This window comes from Photobacterium sp. 53610 (assembly GCF_036409375.1).
Classification (GTDB): Bacteria; Pseudomonadota; Gammaproteobacteria; order Enterobacterales; family Vibrionaceae; genus Photobacterium.
The window spans coordinates 1-19,389 of record NZ_JAXOFS010000007.1 but is presented as its reverse complement, the minus strand read 5'-3'; the positions used below and the strand labels follow the sequence as shown (position 1 = coordinate 19,389).

Below are 19,389 nucleotides of genomic sequence, written 5' to 3'. Positions count from 1 at the left end.
CGAAACCTAAGGAGAAACAGAATGAGAACCTGGTTGTCTGGTTTCAGCATTGCAGCACGAATTTGGGTGCTGCTGGTGCTGTTTGCGCTTGGTTTGCTGGTCAATACGCTGGTGAATGCCAGCAAGACGCGTGAGTTCATGCGAGGAAATTATGAGCATGGCGTCGCGAATCTGGTGGATAGTGCGATGGGGGTGATCAGTCATTACCACGGCCTGAGTGTTTCGGGCGAAATGACTGAAGCGGAGGCGAAGCAAGCCGCACTTCGGGCCGTTGCAGCCATGCGTTTTGATCACGGAAACTATGTGTTTGTGGGGGATAACCAAGGGGTGCAGCTCGTCAGTGGCGTGCAGGCGCTCATTGGTAAAAATACGCTGAACCTGAAAGATGGTGCCGGGGTGTACTTTGTGCAGCAACTCTATGAGAAAGCGAAGCAGGGCGGTGGTTTCGTTGACTATGAGTGGCCTTCCGCCAGGGATAAAACGGTCCTGGAGCCGAAAACGAGCTACGCGGTGCAATTTGTGCCCTGGCAATGGCTGGTGGGCAGCGGGATGAATATGGTCGCGTTGCAGGAAGATATCCGCCAGGCTGAAATGATGTCAATGATGAATGCCGGCGGGATGTTGCTGGTACTGTCTGCGCTGATTGCATTGATTATCCGTTCTATCACTTCGCCGCTGAAGCAGACCGTTGCCGCGATGCAGGCGCTCTCCCGGGGGGAAGGCGATCTGACCCAGCGTCTGAATGAGCAAGGTGCTGATGAGCTGTCCGTTTTATCCCGGTACTTTAATCAGTTTGTGGCTTCGGTACAGGGGATCATGCTGCAGATCAATACCGCCGGTTCTCAGGTTGCTGCGGCTGCGAATCAGGTGTCCTCATCGATTCACACCGTGGACAGCAATCTGAACCAGCAGCAAAATGATGTGGAGCAGCTGGCAGCGGCCATGACGGAGATGCTGGCGACTGTTGAAGAAGTCAGCCGCCGCACGGTTGAAGCCAATGATGCCAGTTTGTCTGCTGCGAAAGGGACCAAAAGCGGAAAACTGATTGTCGATAAGAATGTCGAGGAAGCCAACGCGCTGGCTGAGAATATTGATCAGGCCAGTCAGGTGGTTGAACAGCTGGCAGCAGACAGCCGGAATGTGGATACCGTGCTGGAAGTGATCCGGGGCATTGCCGAACAGACTAACCTGCTGGCACTGAACGCAGCGATTGAAGCTGCCCGGGCCGGTGAAGCAGGGCGAGGCTTTGCTGTGGTGGCCGATGAAGTGCGGACATTGTCGCAACGGACACAGGAATCGACGCTGGAAATTCAGAAGATTGTCGAGCAGTTACAGCTTGGTGCTGGAAATGCCGTGAAAGTGATGGAAACAGGGACGGAAAAAGCAAAAAATGCTTCCAAAATCTCTGAGGATGCCGGTGAGGCGCTGAATGTGATTAATGGTGAAGTGCAGACCATTCAGGCCATGAATCAGCATATCGCAACGGCAACCGAGCAGCAGACACTGACACTGAACGACATCAACAGCAATGTTGTCAGTCTGAAAGATATGTCGCTGTCGGTTGCATCAGAGTCGAATCAGATGGCACAGGCCAGCGATGAACTGATCCATGTTTCATCGGATCTGATGAAGATGATTCACCGGTTTAAACTGGCTTAACACTAGCTGTTTCAGCGAATACGCAGCGCCCGGTTTATCGATGTGATGCCGGGCCTTTTGATTTGGATGAAAACACTTCAACTAATTTTTTATGGAGGAAAAGGTGTAACGGATTGGAGCGATTGGCCAGTGTGGTGTAACTCGATAATTTGACCTGCAACCGGGATGCGTCCGGTGTCGGAATGCGCTTCAGGTCATCAGGCATATTCTTCAGCGTCGTCAGCATGGCCACTTTTTCTTTGCTCATAAATTGATATGCAAGTTGCGGGCTATCAAGTTGGTATTCAAAATTAAAGGTAGTGCCTAAATTGACGAATTTTTCGTAATAGGGAGAATGGTGATCATTCCAGCCGCTGCTGCGTAACATAATAAATGGCCAGGTTTTCACTTCATTAAAATCCGATGCGGCATGACTTTTCGCAATGGCAACCACAAACTCATCATCTGTGATATTTCTGAGATGAATTTCGCCCGGAATATCTGAATTCCAAAAGTGAACGCCCATTATTATTTCACCATTGATGATGGATGAGAGGGTTGTCGAATTCCAGGTAGAAAGAATAATTTTACTTTGCGGTAAAGCCTGCTTGAGGGTTTGAAAGAGTTGTTTGCCAAATTTATCGAGCGTGATTAATGGCAAAGCGATTGTCAGCGTGCCTTGGAATTGTCTGGGGTCAAACGTCTTTTTGTTCAGTGCAGTCTGAATACTTTTGAGTGCAGATTGAATGTCAGGTAACAGCAATCGTGTGTAAGCGGTGGGTTCAAGACCATTTGGTGTTCGCTCGAACAACACTTCGTTCAATTGTTCACTCAGACGTGACAGCTGCTTACTGACAGCGCTTTCAGTTACGCCCAGTCTCACCGCGGCGAGTTTGAGGTTCTTTGATTCGCAGACGATCACTAAAGTGCGCAGTAAATTTAAATCGACACCACTTTCCATTCTTTCAACAGCACCTTTCCGACGGTTCAATGCGAAGCCGATAGACTAAACACACTGTCAAAGAGCGTCAACTTGTCTGCGGTATCTCTGACGTTGATTCACTGTTTTTGAATTTTATATTCGGTCAAAAAATGCTGCGGCTGAAAACATAGAAATAATGAATGTTTGGGCTGTTGCAAGAAGAGGTTTAATTGATGAAGTTCAGGAAGTCTGTCGTATTTCTATCCATTGCGCTGGTGTCACAATCTGTATTCGCGTCCATGGGAATTACTCCCGAAAGTAAACCTGCCAGTGCTTTTACCATTGAAAAAAATGATGCATTGCTTCAATACCTGAATTTTGAAGACCGTGAGGACTTCAATTCTGCCAGCAGAGGCTACATTGCAACCTGGCCCTATCAAACGATTCAGGACAAAGATGGTCAAGTTGTCTGGGATTTTGATGCTTTTCAGTTTGTGAATTCGAAGCAACAGATGGATACCATTAATCCCTCGTTGCTCCGCATGGCCCAACTGAACAATAAAGCTGGGTTGTTTCAGGTCACGGAAGGTATTTATCAGATCCGGGGATTTGACTTATCGGTCATGTCTTTCATCCGGGGTGAAAAAGGCTGGATTGTGGTCGACCCATTAATTTCTGAGGAAACCGCACGGGCTGGCCTGGTGCTGTTGAATCAATACGTCGAGAACCTGCCCGTGACTGCAGTCGTGTTCACACACTCTCACATTGACCACTTCGGTGGTATCTGGGGCGTGACGACGAAAGACGCGTATCAGCATGGGCAGGTTGAAGTGGTTGCCCCGGAAGGTTTCTTTGAACATGCCATTTCAGAGAATGTTCTGGCCGGAAATCTGATGTCGCGACGTGCAAGTTTCATGTATGGAAACCTGGCTGAACGCGGACCAAGAGGCTTGGTGGATGCCGGTTTGGGTAAGACAACGTCGACAGGTATACCGGGAAATGTAGAACCCACTTTACTGATTCATAAGACCGGTGAAAAACACCGGATTGACGGTATTGAGTTTGATTTCCAGATGGCGAACGGGTCTGAAGCCCCGGCAGAATTTATGGCTTATATGCCGAAGTATAAAACCTTGCTGGCATCTGAGGTGATGACGCATACCATCCACAATATTTCTACATTACGGGGGGCGCAAACCCGTGACGCCAGTAAATGGGCTGCATATGTGGATGAGACCATTCACCTGTATGGCGATAAAGCCGATACCATGATTGCTTCACACCACTGGCCGACCTGGGGGCAGGCGAAAATTAAAGATCAGCTTGAGAAAACCCGGGATATGTACAAATACGTCCATGATCAGACGCTGCGGCTTGCAAATATGGGTTATACCCCCAATGAAATTTCATCAAAAATTCAATTGCCGGAATCTCTGGATAAAGCGTGGTTTAACCGTGGCTATTACGGATCGGTATCGCACAACGCACGAGCGACGTACGACTTTTACTTTGGAGCATGGTGGGATGGCAACCCGGCGAACCTGAATCCGCTGCCGCCAGAGGATGCGGGGGCGAAGTATGTTGAGGCAATGGGAGGTGCCGGACAGGTAATTGAAATCGCGAAGAAAGCTGTCGAAAACGGTGAATATCGATGGGCAGTCACGCTGTTGAATCATGTGGTGTTTGCCGATCCAACCCATAAAGAAGCGCGTTACCTGGAAGCAGATGCGATGGAACAATTGGGTTATCAGTCTGAGTCAGGACCCTGGCGCAATTATTATCTGATTGGTGCGAAGGAATTGCGTGAAGGTTTCAAGTCTGCACCAACGCCGGATACGACAGCAATTGCGAAAAACATGCCTGTAAGTTCTGTGCTGGAAGCAATGACCGTGCGGGTGAATCCGGAAATGGCGGCAGGTAAAACCTTCACGATAAACCTGAAAGTAACAGGCGACACGGATTCAAGGTCAGGGGAGTATTCAATGCTGTTATCAAACGCTGTGTTGAAAACGTATCAGGATCGCCAGCTGGAAAACCCGGATATGACATTGGTTATCGAAAAATCTGACATGGTGGATTTACTGACACGCAAAGCATCACTGGAATCACAAATAAAAGCCGGAAAGCTGAAAGTGAATGATGGTCAGAAATTTGCGGATTTCATGGCAATCTTTGATACCTTCAGAAGTGACTTTGGTATTGTCACACCTTAAAGGGACGCCAAAAGCGCTCCAATAAAGTAAAGCCCCTGACGTTGGTCAGGGGCTTTGTGCTTCAAGGGGGATAAACAGAACACTGCTTAAAGGGGAAGCACCAATGCGGTCAGATAAAGTCCGACGCCATAGGAGGTATGAGCCAGCAGGCTTCGGAATCTGGCGGTATTCGGTTGGGGTGTTTTTGACGCGGCCACGCCGGCTCCCATGCCTGGCTGTAAGATGAAAAACGGCGCTGCCACGGTCACGATACCAACAATCAGTGCAGGTAACAGGGTTGGCGAAGCTGTCCATTCCAGTCCCCATCCCCACAGCAATACAAACGCAAAGGCAATCCCAATCAGATAGTGGGCTGTCCAGCCAATGACGGCTTCACCGGTAACAGGCGCAGCTTTTCCGATATTTGGATGGGTGAATTGTCCTTTGGGTAAATGTCCGATCCAGCGACCGACCATGGCGTAATTCAGAGATGGAATGTTAAAGCAGACTTTCAGGAATAAGGCCCACAAGTCCATGACCAGGGTGGCGCCGATTCCCAGTAAAACAGCGTGAATGATGAAGCCTGGTTCCATACAGTTTCTCCTTTTTACTCTCAGGCTGGTATGTATTTGGTATAACTATAAAAATGTCAGCAAATGAGGCACGTACCATACCAATTCACTGATAAAGATATATAATTCAATAAATCGATTGAATGATGAGGCAGAACTATTTTTATGTCAATGATAAACAATCAATATCATATTTACGCGGAGTTGGCAGATCTTGCTCGGCCCCTGGGGAATGCACACCGGCTGATTTTGCTGGAGCATATTGCTCAGGGGGAGAAACCGGTAGAAAAGCTGGCGGAGCTTGCTGAACTGACGGTAGCCAATGCTTCTCAGCATCTGCAACAACTCAAGCGGAACGGGTATGTGCAAACACGACGGGAAGGAAAACACGTTTTCTATCGTCTGGGGGATGCCCCCATCGTGGAGTTATTGATTGCATTGCGACAATTCGCAGAGTTCAATCACTCTGAAATCAAAAAGCTGGTGGTGAGCACCTTAAATGATCAGAAAGATGCGGAAGCAATATCGCGTGAAGAGCTCTTAAGCAGGATGCATGAAAACAGTGTGACTTTGCTGGATGTCCGTCCTGAAGAGGAATTTGCTCAGGGTCATCTGCCGGGCGCTGTTAATATTCCGCTGCCGGAGCTGGAAAAGCGCTTGTCTGAGTTGCCGGAAGAGCAGGATATCGTTGCTTATTGCCGTGGGCCTTACTGTTCCCTGTCTGTCAAGGCTGTCGCCGCGCTCAGAGAAAAAGGTTTGTCAGCCAGGCGCTTCAATGAAGGGGTTCCGGAATGGAAAGCCGCGGGATATCCGGTTGACAGAGCGTGAATTGATTTTTCACTCAGCCATCAGCTCCGAGTCGTTGCAGGGGGAAGTTCTCAAGATATTTCATCCAGTTTGTATCTCCCCATTTTTTGAATCATTTTCATGTTGACAGATATGAGATTACTCACCTATGCTATCCAACATTCAATGATTCAATTGAATAATAATTTTAAAATATAACAATGTCAGTTGGCTTTTTATCTTAAGGATCCTGTCATGACCGAAATGGGGGAACAGAAAGTGCAGACAACATCTGCTGAAGTAAAACCACAGTTCAAGCTTGCCTTTACCTTGCTCGCTGTGGTGCAGGCAACACTGATTTTTACCATTGTCATGATAGGAATTCCTTTACCGGATATTGGTGTGGAGTTTGGGCTGAACGCAGCTGATTTGCTGTTGGTCAGCACCGCATATGGTTTATCGTTCAGCGGACTGCTGTTATTCGGCGGACGATTAACAGACAGGTTTGGCGGCAGAAAACTTCTGACCATCGGACTTTGTATCTTCGGCCTGGCGTCTGCTGGTGCAGCTTTCTCTTCGAATTTTTCCATGATGGTTGTCATGCGGTTTCTGCAGGGTGCCGGTGCAGCGATGACAGCACCGGCAGCTGTGGCTGTTTTACGGACTTTGTTTCCTCTGCCAGGTGATTTCATGCGTGCCATGGCAACCTGGGGGGGCGTATCCGTTCTTGGGGGAGGTGTAGGCTTTCTTGCATCTGGCGTGGTGACGACATGGGTTTCATGGCGATGGATGTTTGTCGCACCTGTGCTGGTTGCTCTGATTGGCTTGGCAGCCGTTGCGTGGCTCTTGCCGAAGGATAACGCGCAATCTCTTCCTCAGGAATCCGGGCTTGATCTCATCGGTGCTCTGCTTGCAACCCTGGGTATTGCACTTGGAAGTTATGGGTTGATCGCCAGCGGAGAGTTTGGATGGTCTTCAGCGATGGTCCTCGGGCCGCTGATCTCTGGTGTCTGCCTGCTCAGTTTGTTTTTTTGGGTGGAACGACGTGTCAAAGCGCCTCTTCTGCCGCCGGGTTTTGTTCGTGAACCTTACCGCATTGTCGGGTTGATCGGTATTCTTCTGGCTTCGGCCAGTATGGGACTGGTTACTTTCTTGTTGTCTCTGTTTCTTCAGATACAGCAAAACTGGACTCCGCTCGAAACTGCTGGTGCTTTTGTCCCCTATACCCTCACGCTGCTGCTGATGAATCGAGCAGCCAGTAATATTGTGAGCCGCTTGGGGCCATTGAAAGTCACTATCTGCGGGCTTTTGATTGGTGCCGCTGGCTTGACGCTGCTTTCAGGAATTCATCTGCAGGTGATGTATACCTCAGGACTGTTGCCTGGCATTGTGACACTGACAATCGGCACCTCAATGATGTTCGCTGGTTCTGCTGTTCTGTCGACAATGCATGTTCCCCAGCAACAAGCCGGTCTGGCCGGAGGAGTGATGAATACCTCTATGGAGTTAGGCCCGACATTTGGTCTGGCATCTCTGATGGCTGTCGCAGGATTTGCCCCTGATGTCGTGAGCGGATATGGGCTGGCTTTTGGCACTGCGGCAGGCGTTTATCTGTTTGCTGCCGGGTTGGCATGGTTTCTGACACGGCGCAAGTTCCAGCGAATGGAGACTGCAGTCGCTGGTGAGGCCTGAAAAATGTGACGGTAAGCAATATTTTGCTATAGATAGACAGCATTATTTCTATGAGGAATTGATATGGATCCAGTGAATTCAAATAAAGCATAAATTAATCAATTGATTTCTTTATTGAGTGGTTCTTTTTCTTCTAGTTTGTAACGTGCGCTCGAGTTGCATAGCAATCGAGTGCATTTAATTTGCGTTTCTACATACCAATAATTTTTCGAAACGCAGACTTTATACAAACGAACGAAGGACACATGACCCACTATGAACCTTGATCACGTTGGCACACAGATAGTCAAAAAACATGGAAAGTTGGGATTCCAGAACACTGAGCAAAAGTCACTGATTGACTGGCAATCAGATGAACACCTCGACGCACTATACCTCGGAAACCTGCCTTTACACGCCCCATTTTCTGAAAAGATCACCCTTGCCGAAGGGGAGGAACAACCGCTGACAGATATTCAGTATGCGTATCTGATCGGCAGAAATACCGGATTGGAACTCGGGGGATTATCCAGTAGCTATTATCTTGAACTGGATATTGAAGCGCTGGATTTAAGCCGTTTTAAACACGCAGTCAATCAAGTGATTTCACGGCACAGCATGCTCAGAGCGGTGACTGTCGCTGGCGGTAACCAGAAAGTTTTTCCGGCTGGCACTTTATACAGCATTAAAACAAAAGATATTTCTGCCTGGGAGCCAACTGAACAAGCTGGCTTTCTCGCGACTCTGCGTCATGAAATGGAAAAACAGTTACTTCCTCTGGACGAAATCCCAGCCTTTGAAGTTCGGGTGACCCGAATGTCAGAGAGCAACTGGCGCCTGCATTTTCATTTTGACCTGATGTTTCTTGATTTGATCAGCGTACGCTTGGTCTTGAAAGACATGTGGCGTGAATATCTGCAGCAGGCCCAGACCTCACTGTCCAGATTACCTGATTTTCTGGAATATATTGCGGCAGAGCGTGTGCTCCAGGGAGAGCCGCAAGGCCGGGAGGACCAGCAATACTGGCTGGAGCAAATTGAAAATCTTCCCCCGGCACCTGAACTACCACAGAAAATATCTCCGCAACAAATTGAATCACCCTCAATTAAACGTCTGTCCAGACTGATTCCAAATCATATTTTAAGCGCACTCCGAACCGTTGCAGATCAGCATGGCCTGACAGCAGAGTCGGTTTTGCTTGGGTGTTATACAGAAGTGATCCGCCAGTGGTCGAAACGTCAGGAATTTACACTGACGCTGACGCAATTGATGCGCAGGCCTTTTGAGGAAGGCATTGAGTTGACCGTGGGGAATTTTCTTCAGCCGCAATTGCTGCCAGTTGCAGGTCATCAGGAAAGCACGGTTGAGCAGCGTTTATTGCAGTTGCAAACCACCCTGTACCAGGGACGTTTGCACGGCACTTTTAACGGAATTCAGGTCTTACGTGAACTGACCAGCCGTAAACAGGAAAACCGTGCTGTGTCGATGCCTGTGGTTTTCAGTAATACCCTGACTTCAGAGCTGGAAGAATGGGTGTCTGACTGGTGTGGTCCCAATAGCAAGCAGGCCTATGCCAGCAATCAAACGCCGCAGATCTGGCTGGAAAACCAAATCGATCTTCAACCGGAAGGCTTGGGGATTCACTTTAATTATGTCGACGGTCTGTTCCCCAATCATCTGATTGAAGACATGTTAACTGCTTACGTCAACTTACTGGAAAAAATGGTCAGTGAACCGTCACTCTGGCAGCAAACCGGCTCCGTTGTCGATTTACCTGAATCAGACGCGGCAGAACGTCAGGCGGCCAATCAGACTGTAGTTGATTTTACCCCCCGCTTGCTGCACGACATGATTTTGGAAGCTGCGGCGAGTCGTCCTGATGCAATTGCAATAGAACAGGGGAACACCCGTCTGACTTTCGGCCAGCTGGTTTCACAGTCGACCCGCTTAGCGCAGCAATTAAGAGCATCGACCCGGATCGAAGCGGGCGATTTGATTGCCGCCTCCTTGCCACAGGGTCCAGATTTGATTGTCGGACTTCTGGGGATATTGCAGGCAGGGGCAGCTTATGTGTCGATTGATCCGGCTCTGCCCCGGGAACGTCGTCTGCACCTGCTGCAACGTTGTCAGGCAAAGGCTGTCGTGACGGATACGACGACCTTCGCTGATCCTGAGGAATATCAGCCATTTCTGAGGGTCAATCTGGATCATTTACCGGCTCAGACTGAATCTGCAGAACCGCTCAGCTCGGTGCAAAAACTGGATGATTTGGCTTACGTGATTTTCACCTCCGGTTCAACAGGTGAACCGAAGGGAGTCATGATATCGCACCGAAATGCGGCCAATACGGTTGAGGACATCAACAGACGTTTTCATGTCACTGCGGATGACGCGGTGCTGTCTATTGCACCGGCGGGATTTGATCTGTCTGTCTACGACTATTTTGGTGTGCTGGGTGCAGGCGGCCGTCTGGTATTTCAGGAGGCCGATGCCAGCAATGATCCAAAAGTCTGGTGCGAGACGCTCATCCGACATGGGGTGACCATTTGGAATAGTGTGCCTGCACCAGTCAAGGTGATGGTCGACCGCGCCAGCGAGCATCTGGCAAACAGTTCGCTCAGACTGATCCTGATGAGTGGTGACTGGATTCCGGTTGATTTGCCGGATGGGATCCGCAGTGCATTGCCAGAAGCGAAGGTGATTAGCCTTGGCGGCGCAACAGAAGGTTCCATATGGTCGATATGCTATCCCATTGAGCAGGTAGAAAAACATTGGGTCAGTATTCCTTATGGCAAACCACTGGCTAACCAGCGTTTTCATGTCCTGAATTCGTGGCTTGAGTCTTGTCCGAAGTGGGTGATTGGTGAGTTATACATTGCGGGTGACGGAGTGGCGCAAGGTTACCTGGCCGATCCGGAAAAAACGGCACAACGCTTTTTTGTGCATCCTCAAACGGGTGAGCGGCTTTATAAAACAGGTGATTTAGGCCGGTATATTTCTGATGGCCTGATAGAGATTCTCGGTCGGGATGATAATCAGGTCAAAATCAATGGCTACCGGGTTGAGCTGGGAGAGGTTGAGTATGCCTTACTCAAGCTGGATGAAATCAGTCATGTGGTGATTGATGCGCCCGCTCACCCGCATTCCGGGCAGCGCCAGTTAGTTGCGTACCTGGTGCTGCATGAGCAGGCAACACATATCGATCAGGACATCATTCAGCAGCGTTGCCGGGATCAGGTACGTCAATCGTTGCCGCCTTACATGTCGCCGACTTACTTCATTGTGCTTCCGCATATGCCTCTGACTGGCAATGGCAAAATTGACCGCAAAGCATTGCCGGCCCCCTGGCCTGAGGAAACTGCGCTAGCTGCCGGAGAAGATGCTGCGCCGGTGTCAGAGACTGAACAACGTCTGCTCAGCTTGTGGCGTGAACTGCTTCAGCATGACGATGTGGACGTTAACGCCGGTTTCTTTGACGTCGGAGGTGATTCTCTGATTGCCGTTGCATTGCTGAGTACCCTTCGTGAAGCGTTTCATGTGACTGCAGTTCAGGAGCAGGATCTGATTGAAGGACTCTTCATGAACACCAGCATCCGTCAGTTCGCGCAAATCATCGAGTCGATGAAACAACCGGACGGAGTCAGCCTGTGATGAGCTCAGAAGAACAGAACGCACTGGCGCAGGGCTGGTTTGATTACATCGTGGTCGGAGGCGGGGCGGCTGGCTGTGTGCTGGCAGCCCGGCTCTCAGAAGACAATTCCAAGCAGGTGTTATTACTCGAAGCCGGGCCGGCATCCGATACACATTTGCCGGACAGTCCGCTGAATGATGCATCCCGCCTGGTTCTGGAAAATTATAACTGGCATTACCAGGCCCGGCTGAAAGGGGAATATACGCCAGCCAGCGAGGTCATCCGTCAGGCCGCTGAAAATCCGGTGCAAGAGACACGCCCTCAGTATTTCGACTACCGGGTGGGCAAGGTGATGGGCGGATCATCGGCTGTGAATGGTGCCGTAGCACTGCGGACTTTTCCCCGGGATTTCGCCGCATGGGCTGAGATGGGGTGCACGCAGTGGACCTGGGACAAAGTACTACCCTGGTATTGCCGATCAGAAACCGACATTGATTTTCCGGACTGTCCGCAGCACGGCGATGCCGGGCCGATGGTGTTGCGTCGCCCGGCGGCGGAAAGCCTGCATCCGCTGGATGCAGCGTTTTCTCAGGCTTGTCAGGATCTCGGTATTCCTTATGCAGCAGATCTGAATGAAGGTGAAGCCCCGGCGGTCGGTCTGGTCCCAGCCAATGTAACGCAGCTGTCTCGTCGGGTAGATGTGTGCCAGTCATATCTGATGCCTGTGATGGACCGCGCCAATCTGACCGTGCTGACCGAAGTGCTGGTGTCCGGCATCCGGTTTGACGGACAGACCGTGGTCGGTGTTGACGTTATCCGGCAGGGGCGTTCGCTTTCCTTTGACTCAGGTGAAGTCGTTGTTGCCGCGGGGGCTATTGGCTCCCCGGCACTGCTTCAGCGTTCCGGGATCGGTGATCCTGAGCACTTGCAGGCGCTGGGTATTCCGGTTCGTGTGGCGAGTCCTGCGGTGGGCAGAAACTTGCAGGATCATGCTTCACTCGTGTTGTGGGCGTTGCCTAAAACCGGAGTCTGTCATCCCGGGCTGCCCTGGCGACAGATTGCTGCCCGGATTGCCAGCGGCGTGGATGCAGAAAGTGATGTCCAGATCGGTTTGCTTAACAATGTGGAAAGCAGCACTGTGCCGAAGTTCAGAAACCGCGTCGATTATCCGATGCTGGTTGGTGCTTCCGCGATGCTGATGCAACCGGCTGCCCGGGGACAAGTCTTTATTACCAGTCGCGAGCCAGAAGTACTGCCGTCTATCCACCTGCCGCTGCGGGAAAATGATGATGACATAGCCAGGATGGTGGGTGCTGTCCGGCAGTTATGGCAAGCACTACATGCCCCTCAGGTCGCCTCGTTTCTTGACGGGGTCCAGTTCTGGTCTGAAGCCATGATCGGAAATGACCGGGTGATGCACAGCGCGGTGAAAAATATGCTGAATCCGGGCTGGCACGCTTCAGGTACGGTCAGGATGGGACCCGAGGGCGATCCGAACTGCGCTGCGGCCGAAGATGGCCGGGTGTATGGCGTTTCGGGCCTGACCGTAGCCGATGCCTCGCTGTTTCCGTTGATCCCTTCAATGCCAACCAACCTGACCACGATTATGCTCGCAGAGCGCATCGCTCATGCCCTGAAAACAGGAGGCCTCGATGACATCGCATAAAACACGGGTGATTTATGCTTTCCCGCATGCCGGTGCGAGTGCTTCTGTCTATCGTCCGTTCTGCAAACAACATGAAGCGGAAGGCACGACCTTGCTGCAGCCGGTTGAAATGCCGGGACGAGGCGTGCTGGCCCGGGAGCCGGAGGTCAGCAATCTGGAAGTGCTGGCCGGGCAACTGGCCGACACAATATTCAGGGATTTCAGACTGAAACAGCAGCAGGGCATTCATGGCTGGGCAACATTTGGCCACAGTTTTGGCGGTGTGCTGAGCGTGGTGGTGACCAGGGTTCTGTCTGAAAAGTACGGCATGCATCCGGCATTCAGCGTTGTGTCCGGATCGGTCCCACCCAGCGAACAGCCCTATGACGATCTGCATTTATGGTCTGATGAATCTCTGTTGCAAAAAATGCGTGCGGATCAGGGGACGCCGGACACCGTGCTGAACGAGCCGGTTCTGGCAAAACGCTTTGTCGGTCAGATACGGACAGACTTTCAGATCCGCAGTCAGTTTCTGCAACTGAAAGAGATGCGGGTCGCGCAGCCGCTGGTACTGGTTTCCGCCTCGGACGATCCGCATGTACCTGAAGAGACGATTCAGGCGTGGCAGCGCCATACCACAGGCGGTACGACCCTGATCAGGCTGAATGGCGATCATTTCGCGGTTTACCAGCATTGGCCGGTGATCCGGCAGGCCATGGAAGCTGTTGAGTCTGACCGGCTTGAACAAGAAAACAGAATGGACAGTTGGAGTGTGTTTCAGTGAGTACGATTACAGAGGAACTAGCGCGTTTTCGGCTGTCTTGCCGGGAGTGTTTTGAGCATCATGCAAAACCCAAATTAGCAGCCTGGGAAGCTCAGGGACTGGTGGACCGGGATTTCTGGCTCACGATGGGGGCACATGGTTTGCTGGGTATGGGGGTGAGTCCGGAGCTCGGCGGTCAGGATAAACCTGATTACCGGTATGCGCTGGCGCTGACGGAGGAGATGATCGCGGTTGGCATGACGGCACCGATTGTCATTTCGCACAATGATGTGATTGCCAGTTACATCAACCTGTTGGGAACAGAGGAGCAAAAGCAGCGCTGGCTGCCGGATCTGTGCAGTGGCAGACGCATAGCAGCTATTGCAATTACAGAACCCGGTGGCGGTTCTGATTCAACGGGACTCACCACGCAGGCCATTTCAGAGGGCGACCACTATATCCTCAATGGCGGCAAAGCGTTTATCACCAATGGCGTGAATGCGGATCTTTTTGTCGTTGCGGTGAAAACGGATGCCGGTGCGCGTGGGCAGGGGATCAGTCTGATTATCGTCGAAAGAGACATGCCCGGATTTACCCGGGGACCGGCCCTGAAAAAGCTGGGCTGGCATGCCAGTGATACGGCTGATTTATATTTTGATCACTGTGTTGTACCGAAAAGCAACTTGCTCGGTCGCGAGAACCTGGGGAGTTATTACTTTATGACTGCCATGACGCGTGAGCGGCTCAGTATCAGTACTGTCGCGATTACCAGTGCGGAAGCCATGATGGCTGAAACGCTGGCCTATGTGAAACACCGCAAGGCGTTTGGTCAGCCGATCGGCTCCTTCCAGTACAACCGCTTTTTACTGGCGCAGCTGGATACGCAAATCAAAGTAACCCGCAGTTATCTGAATGAGGCGATTGAACAGTTTAATGCAGGTGCGCTGAAACTGGAGGATGCTGCACGCCTGAAGTGGTGGGCAACGGAAGTCCAGAATAAAGTCGCAGATGAATGTCTGCAGCTGCACGGCGGCAGCGCATATCTGAGCGATTCATCCATTGGTAAGTTATGGGTCAACAGCAGGGTTCAGAAAATTTACGGTGGCACCAGTGAAATCATGCTGGAAGTTATCAGTAAATCCATGGGGCTTTAGAGAGGAAAAGATGGATATTGTTACAAATGATCAGGAAGTATTGAGTGCATGGCGTATCGAGAATGCGGATCTGACGCAATGGCAAACCGTGCTGGAATGGGCTGGTAATGAAGGCTGGGACATGGGCATCGGCGATGCGGATGTGTTCTTTGAGGTTGATCCGCAAGGGTTTTTCATTGGCTATCTTGATGATGAGCCTGTGGCGGCAATTTCAGTTGTGAACTTTTCCTCAAGTTTTTGTTTTGTCGGACATTATCTGGTTCCGCCGAAGTTCCGCGGACAGGGCCATGGCCTGAGACTCTGCCTGAGTGCGCTTCGTCATGGTGGTGACCGGGTGACAGGTCTGGACGGAATCCTGAATCAGGTTGAAAACTACGCCAAACTGGGCTTTGTCGGTTATCGGAATACTGAGCGCATGGTTGGTATGGTGCATCAGGATTACCCGTGTCCGGAAGAAATTGAACCGGTGCATGCCTCAGATGCAGACGACATCGTGGCATTCGATACCAGCTGCACCGGAGTGAACCGGGGCGCATTGCTGAAGCGCTGGTTTACCGGAGAAACCCGACATGGATTCCTGATCCGTCACGGTGGCGAGATCCAAGGGGTTATCAGTGTGCGTCAGTCACAGGATGGCTATCGCATTGGTCCGTTGCTGGCGAACTCTCCGGATCTGGTTGAGCCACTGTTGCAAGCGGCATTATCCGTGGTTTCTCCGGGTGGTCAGGTTGCAATGGATGTCCCTGAAAAGGCTGATCGGACACTCCTTCGTCTGGCTGAACAATATGGTTTTGAATCGGTGTTTCAGACACAGCGGATGTACATTGGTGAGCCGCCTCAGGAACAGGAACATCAGGTGTGGTGTATTGCATCATTGGAGCTGGGATAAACATGAATAAGGACATTGAAATGGACACAGCGACAGAAGTAACTGAGAAAGAACAGGTGAATCAACCTCAGCCGCCAACACTGTTGGAGTGGATGGGCGGGCGTGAAGCCATTCGTAATTTACTTAAGGTCTTTTATGCCAAAGTTGAGCAAGACCCTTTGCTTCAGCCTTTGTTTGAGCATATGCCGCCTGATCACCACGTGCACGTTGCCATGTGGTTTGAAGAAGTATTCGGTGGTGAGCCGCTCTATACCAATGAGAGAGGGGGTTTTAAACATATGCTCAAGAAGCATCGGGGCCGTTCGATCCAGTCTGAACAGCGGGACCGCTGGATTGCACTGATGATGCAAAGTGCCGATGAGGTGGAATTGCCTGGCGATCCTGAATTCCGGTCGGCCTTTATGGCTTACATTGAATGGGGCTCCCGAAGAGCGATGGCCAACTCGCAACCGGGGGCAAAACCATCGAAGCGCGATACAGTGCCGCGTTGGGGCTGGGGCGAAGCGCCTCCGGGCACCCTGTAAGATCTGGAGTTTCTCTGATGCTGATGGCTGCCAGTGACTTGCATGTGTCTCATCCTGAAAATAAACGGATCATTGAATCTGTCCGTGCTGACAACACGTCAGACTGGCTGATTCTGGCCGGGGATGTCGCAGATGATCTGTCCGAGTTTGAGTGGGCGATCCGCATGCTGGCAGCACAGTTTTACCGGGTGGTTTGGGTACCCGGGAACCATGAACTCTGGTGTACTGCCCGGGAGCCGATGGCGCTTCCGGGTGAATTGCGATACCGCCAGCTGGTGGAAATCTGTCACCGTTACGGTGTACTGACTCCGGAAGATGAGTATCCGGTCTATACCACCGCCGGCGGCCAGTCGTTTTTGATTGCACCTCTTTTTGTATTGTATGACTACTCATTTCGTCATCCGGCAGATTTTACACCGCAACAAAGCCTCGAAAGAGCGCGGCGTGCCGGCGTGGTCTGTGCGGATGAATACTTTCTGAAATCTTACCCTTTCCCGGATATATCGGGCTGGTGTGATGCACGTGTGCAGTTCACCGAAGCGCGTTTGAGTGCCTTAAGCAGAGACTATCCCCTGATCCTGGTGAATCACTTTCCCATGGTGCAACGTCTGACCCAGGCATTACAGCCGCAGGAGTTTGCGATTTGGTGTGGTACCCGGCGGGTAGAGCACTGGCTGACACGATTTCCGGTTTGTCTGGTGGTGTACGGGCATTTGCATTTACAGGGTTCGACCCTGATTGATGGTATTCCCCACGTGGAAGTGTCTCTGGGATATCCGAGAGACAGACAGGGGCGGCAGCCGTTTCATGTCATGACGGCACTCGATACTTTGCTGACCTGAACAAACCAGCTACAGGGTGCGCTGCGTCGAACAGCAATTTCCGGGATTGGAAATATAAAATGGCTAAAAGGACTGAATGATGGAAAAGCAGCAACAAACATCGAAGCCAAGAGTATTGATTGGCGCGTCTGGCTCCGTGGATATCATGCTGTTGCCAAGATACCTGCAAATGATTAAAAGCACGATCGACTGCGAACTGACTGTGCTCATGACCCCCACAGCGGAGACATTCATTCCGGCTTCCAGTATGGCGCTGTATTGTGACCGGGTGGTAGCCGGAGAGCGGCCGGGAGACTGGCCGACAGATAAACCGTCCCGCATCGTTGCAGATCATGATGTGCTGATGGTGATGCCGGCAACTGCAAATACGCTGGCAACGGCTGCCAGAGGTGGGGCAACCAACCGTTTGACGACTGTGATTCTTGCAGCAGATTTTCCGGTTTACTTTTTACCGGTGATGGGCTCAGTCATGTGGAACAAGCCAGCGGTACAACGGAATGTCAGCCAGTTGCGTGAAGATGGCTACGACGTTGTGGAGCCGGTGTGGCACGAAAACTTTGATGCGTCGCTTCAGCGTATGGTGGGACACCCATCTCTGCCAGCTCCGGAGGCAGTCGCTGAACTCATTCAACAGGCACTGGCAAATTCATAAAACAGTGACGGGGGGAGCTGCGGTGCAATCCGCTCCCCCGTTATTTTGTCTTGATGATCTGGTCACTGAATTGCCGGATTTCCTGGTCAGCTGGGAACGATTGCTGAAATTTATCGGCTTGCTGGCGGATCCAGTCAGTGAAGATCTTGACTTTCTCGCGCTTAAAATAACCTTCCGGAGCACACAGGTAGTAACTGAAATTGGGTTTCACCGCGATGTTACCAATGCGAACCAGAGTGCCTTCTTCAATATAGCGTTGTGCCAGACTGTGGCGTGCCAGCGCGACACCCTGGACGGAAAGCGCACCTTCCAGAACGTAATTGACGCCATCATATGCCAGCGAACTTGAACCGCCTTTGGCACCTACGGTTGCCAGCCAGCGTTCCCAGTTGATATCCGGCCAGATATCGCCAATCAAATCAGCCCGTTGTAAATCATGGATGGAATAAATCTGGTGCTGTGCCTGATAGAGCGGGTGGCACACCGGATACAGCAGATCATCCATCAGCCATTGACAATGCAGGTTCGGGTAACAGCCTTCCCCATAGCGAATACACAGATCCAGTGAAGACTGCTCGAAATCGGCCAGCTCGGTTTTGGACTCAATCAGAACCGAAATTTCCGGGTGTTCTGCTCTGAATGACGTCATTCGCGGAACCAGCCAATGCTGCGAAAACGAGGGCAAAGTGGAGAGTGATATACGTTGCGGGTCCGGGTCGTTGTTGATAAGCCAGACGCCACTCTGGATCTGCTGGAATCCTTTTTGTGTGTGTTCGAACAGGATTTGCCCTTCAGGGGTCAGAACGACTTTACGGTGCTGGCGATAGAACAGGGGGGTACCGAGCCAATCTTCCAGAAGTCTGATTTGTTGGCTGATTGCTGCTGCAGTGACGTGCAGGGTTTCTGCCGCCAGTTTGAAACTGCCATAGTGTGCTGCCTGATAGAAATAATACAAACCTTGCATAGGCGGCATGCGTTTATGCGGGTCTGTTGGCTTTAGCATAAGTTTTCCTTAACTGAGTGTCAGAATCTATCGTTTGAGCCAGATGCAGTCCTGAATAAAAATTAATCATAACTTTGATAAACACAGGCAGTAAAGCGATGATGACAATGTATGATCCTGTATTCCCGACTGTTCAGCAAGTTGTTACATCAGTTAAGAAAATATTTTCTAAACTTCGGATCTGGCAGTTGAAACGTCAATGCATCCGTTCCTTACAAGAGGTGCCGGAACACCTCAGAGCCGATCTTGGTCTGGATCAGAGCAACGAGCATTCGAGCACTTCTGCAAATGATGCACATTTCAATGATGCATTGAGATGGAAATAGCAGGAGAAGATTTTCAGATCGGTGTCGAGGGTATAAAAAACCCGGCCAAAGGCCGGGTTGATGATCTGGTGTCCGGAATTACGCCAGCAGTTCTTTCGCCGTGCTCACCACGTTTTCAGTGGTAAAGCCGAACAGTTTGAACAGCTCGCCAGCCGGTGCAGATTCACCGAAGCTGGTCA

General features: G+C 51.1%; 15 protein-coding genes. 12 read left to right on the top strand and 3 right to left on the bottom strand.

Annotated elements, in window-relative coordinates:
* Window positions 1–21 precede the first annotated feature (21 nt).
* Window positions 22–1,659: a methyl-accepting chemotaxis protein gene (locus SPK40_RS16450; protein WP_330961208.1), complete on the top strand. Its 1,638-nt coding sequence runs from the start codon at window positions 22–24 to the stop codon at window positions 1,657–1,659.
* Window positions 1,660–1,693: 34 nt separating this feature from the next.
* Here the strand turns inward: SPK40_RS16450 and SPK40_RS16445 are convergent, their stop codons facing one another.
* Window positions 1,694–2,599 carry a LysR family transcriptional regulator gene (locus SPK40_RS16445; protein WP_330961207.1) on the bottom strand — a complete coding sequence of 302 codons (906 nt, stop codon included), beginning with the start codon at window positions 2,597–2,599 and terminating at the stop codon, window positions 1,694–1,696.
* A 194-nt stretch (window positions 2,600–2,793) separates the two neighbouring features.
* On the opposite strand from SPK40_RS16445, the gene SPK40_RS16440 reads away from it, so the two are divergent.
* Complete coding sequence (locus SPK40_RS16440) at window positions 2,794–4,773, top strand: alkyl/aryl-sulfatase (protein WP_330961206.1); 1,980 nt, start codon at window positions 2,794–2,796, stop codon at window positions 4,771–4,773.
* A gap of 86 nt (window positions 4,774–4,859) precedes the next feature.
* Here the strand turns inward: SPK40_RS16440 and SPK40_RS16435 are convergent, their stop codons facing one another.
* Entirely contained in the window at window positions 4,860–5,345 is a 486-nt protein-coding gene (locus tag SPK40_RS16435) for a DUF2938 domain-containing protein (protein WP_330961205.1), read from the bottom strand.
* A 144-nt stretch (window positions 5,346–5,489) separates the two neighbouring features.
* Here SPK40_RS16435 and SPK40_RS16430 point away from each other — a divergent pair, with 144 nt between their 5' ends.
* From SPK40_RS16430 to SPK40_RS16385, 10 genes are all read left to right on the top strand, one after another.
* Entirely contained in the window at window positions 5,490–6,152 is a 663-nt protein-coding gene (locus SPK40_RS16430; protein WP_248143225.1) for an ArsR/SmtB family transcription factor, read from the top strand.
* A gap of 213 nt (window positions 6,153–6,365) precedes the next feature.
* Entirely contained in the window at window positions 6,366–7,802 is a 1,437-nt protein-coding gene (locus tag SPK40_RS16425; RefSeq protein ID WP_330961204.1) for an MFS transporter, read from the top strand.
* 255 nt (window positions 7,803–8,057) lie between these two features.
* Window positions 8,058–11,432 carry a non-ribosomal peptide synthetase gene (locus tag SPK40_RS16420; RefSeq protein ID WP_330961203.1) on the top strand — a complete coding sequence of 1,125 codons (3,375 nt, stop codon included), beginning with the start codon at window positions 8,058–8,060 and terminating at the stop codon, window positions 11,430–11,432.
* Window positions 11,432–13,078: a GMC family oxidoreductase gene (locus SPK40_RS16415; RefSeq protein WP_330961202.1), complete on the top strand. Its 1,647-nt coding sequence runs from the start codon at window positions 11,432–11,434 to the stop codon at window positions 13,076–13,078. The genes SPK40_RS16420 and SPK40_RS16415 overlap by 1 nt, the downstream gene beginning before the upstream one ends.
* Complete coding sequence (locus SPK40_RS16410; RefSeq protein ID WP_330961201.1) at window positions 13,065–13,841, top strand: thioesterase II family protein; 777 nt, start codon at window positions 13,065–13,067, stop codon at window positions 13,839–13,841. Before SPK40_RS16415 ends, SPK40_RS16410 begins: the two co-directional genes overlap by 14 nt.
* The gene (locus tag SPK40_RS16405; protein WP_248143230.1) at window positions 13,838–14,974 is read left to right on the top strand and encodes an acyl-CoA dehydrogenase family protein; all 1,137 of its coding nucleotides are present in this window, start codon (window positions 13,838–13,840) and stop codon (window positions 14,972–14,974) included. Before SPK40_RS16410 ends, SPK40_RS16405 begins: the two co-directional genes overlap by 4 nt.
* Before the next feature lie 10 nt (window positions 14,975–14,984).
* A complete protein-coding gene (locus SPK40_RS16400) occupies window positions 14,985–15,863 on the top strand; it encodes a GNAT family N-acetyltransferase (protein ID WP_330961200.1) in 879 nt (292 codons plus the stop codon).
* A gap of 20 nt (window positions 15,864–15,883) precedes the next feature.
* Window positions 15,884–16,387 (top strand): group II truncated hemoglobin, encoded by a 504-nt coding sequence (locus SPK40_RS16395; protein ID WP_248143233.1) that lies wholly within the window; start codon window positions 15,884–15,886, stop codon window positions 16,385–16,387.
* Window positions 16,388–16,404: 17 nt separating this feature from the next.
* Window positions 16,405–17,229, top strand: coding sequence for a metallophosphoesterase family protein (locus SPK40_RS16390; protein WP_330961199.1), 825 nt, complete (start codon window positions 16,405–16,407; stop codon window positions 17,227–17,229).
* Between the two features lie 79 nt (window positions 17,230–17,308).
* Window positions 17,309–17,881: a flavoprotein gene (locus SPK40_RS16385; protein ID WP_330961198.1), complete on the top strand. Its 573-nt coding sequence runs from the start codon at window positions 17,309–17,311 to the stop codon at window positions 17,879–17,881.
* A gap of 40 nt (window positions 17,882–17,921) precedes the next feature.
* Here the strand turns inward: SPK40_RS16385 and SPK40_RS16380 are convergent, their stop codons facing one another.
* Complete coding sequence (locus tag SPK40_RS16380) at window positions 17,922–18,884, bottom strand: LysR substrate-binding domain-containing protein (protein WP_330961197.1); 963 nt, start codon at window positions 18,882–18,884, stop codon at window positions 17,922–17,924.
* Window positions 18,885–19,389: the final 505 nt, after the last annotated feature.

Coding starts and splice junctions, on each gene's coding strand:
- SPK40_RS16415 (WP_330961202.1), top strand. CDS start 11,432: ATGAGCTCAGAAGAACAGAACGCACTGGCGCAGGGCTGGTTTGATTAC.
- SPK40_RS16430 (WP_248143225.1), top strand. CDS start 5,490: ATGTCAATGATAAACAATCAATATCATATTTACGCGGAGTTGGCAGAT.
- SPK40_RS16440 (WP_330961206.1), top strand. CDS start 2,794: ATGAAGTTCAGGAAGTCTGTCGTATTTCTATCCATTGCGCTGGTGTCA.
- SPK40_RS16395 (WP_248143233.1), top strand. CDS start 15,884: ATGGACACAGCGACAGAAGTAACTGAGAAAGAACAGGTGAATCAACCT.
- SPK40_RS16435 (WP_330961205.1), bottom strand. CDS start 5,345: ATGGAACCAGGCTTCATCATTCACGCTGTTTTACTGGGAATCGGCGCC.
- SPK40_RS16410 (WP_330961201.1), top strand. CDS start 13,065: ATGACATCGCATAAAACACGGGTGATTTATGCTTTCCCGCATGCCGGT.
- SPK40_RS16400 (WP_330961200.1), top strand. CDS start 14,985: ATGGATATTGTTACAAATGATCAGGAAGTATTGAGTGCATGGCGTATC.
- SPK40_RS16420 (WP_330961203.1), top strand. CDS start 8,058: ATGAACCTTGATCACGTTGGCACACAGATAGTCAAAAAACATGGAAAG.
- SPK40_RS16380 (WP_330961197.1), bottom strand. CDS start 18,884: ATGCTAAAGCCAACAGACCCGCATAAACGCATGCCGCCTATGCAAGGT.
- SPK40_RS16390 (WP_330961199.1), top strand. CDS start 16,405: ATGCTGATGGCTGCCAGTGACTTGCATGTGTCTCATCCTGAAAATAAA.
- SPK40_RS16385 (WP_330961198.1), top strand. CDS start 17,309: ATGGAAAAGCAGCAACAAACATCGAAGCCAAGAGTATTGATTGGCGCG.
- SPK40_RS16425 (WP_330961204.1), top strand. CDS start 6,366: ATGACCGAAATGGGGGAACAGAAAGTGCAGACAACATCTGCTGAAGTA.
- SPK40_RS16445 (WP_330961207.1), bottom strand. CDS start 2,599: ATGGAAAGTGGTGTCGATTTAAATTTACTGCGCACTTTAGTGATCGTC.
- SPK40_RS16450 (WP_330961208.1), top strand. CDS start 22: ATGAGAACCTGGTTGTCTGGTTTCAGCATTGCAGCACGAATTTGGGTG.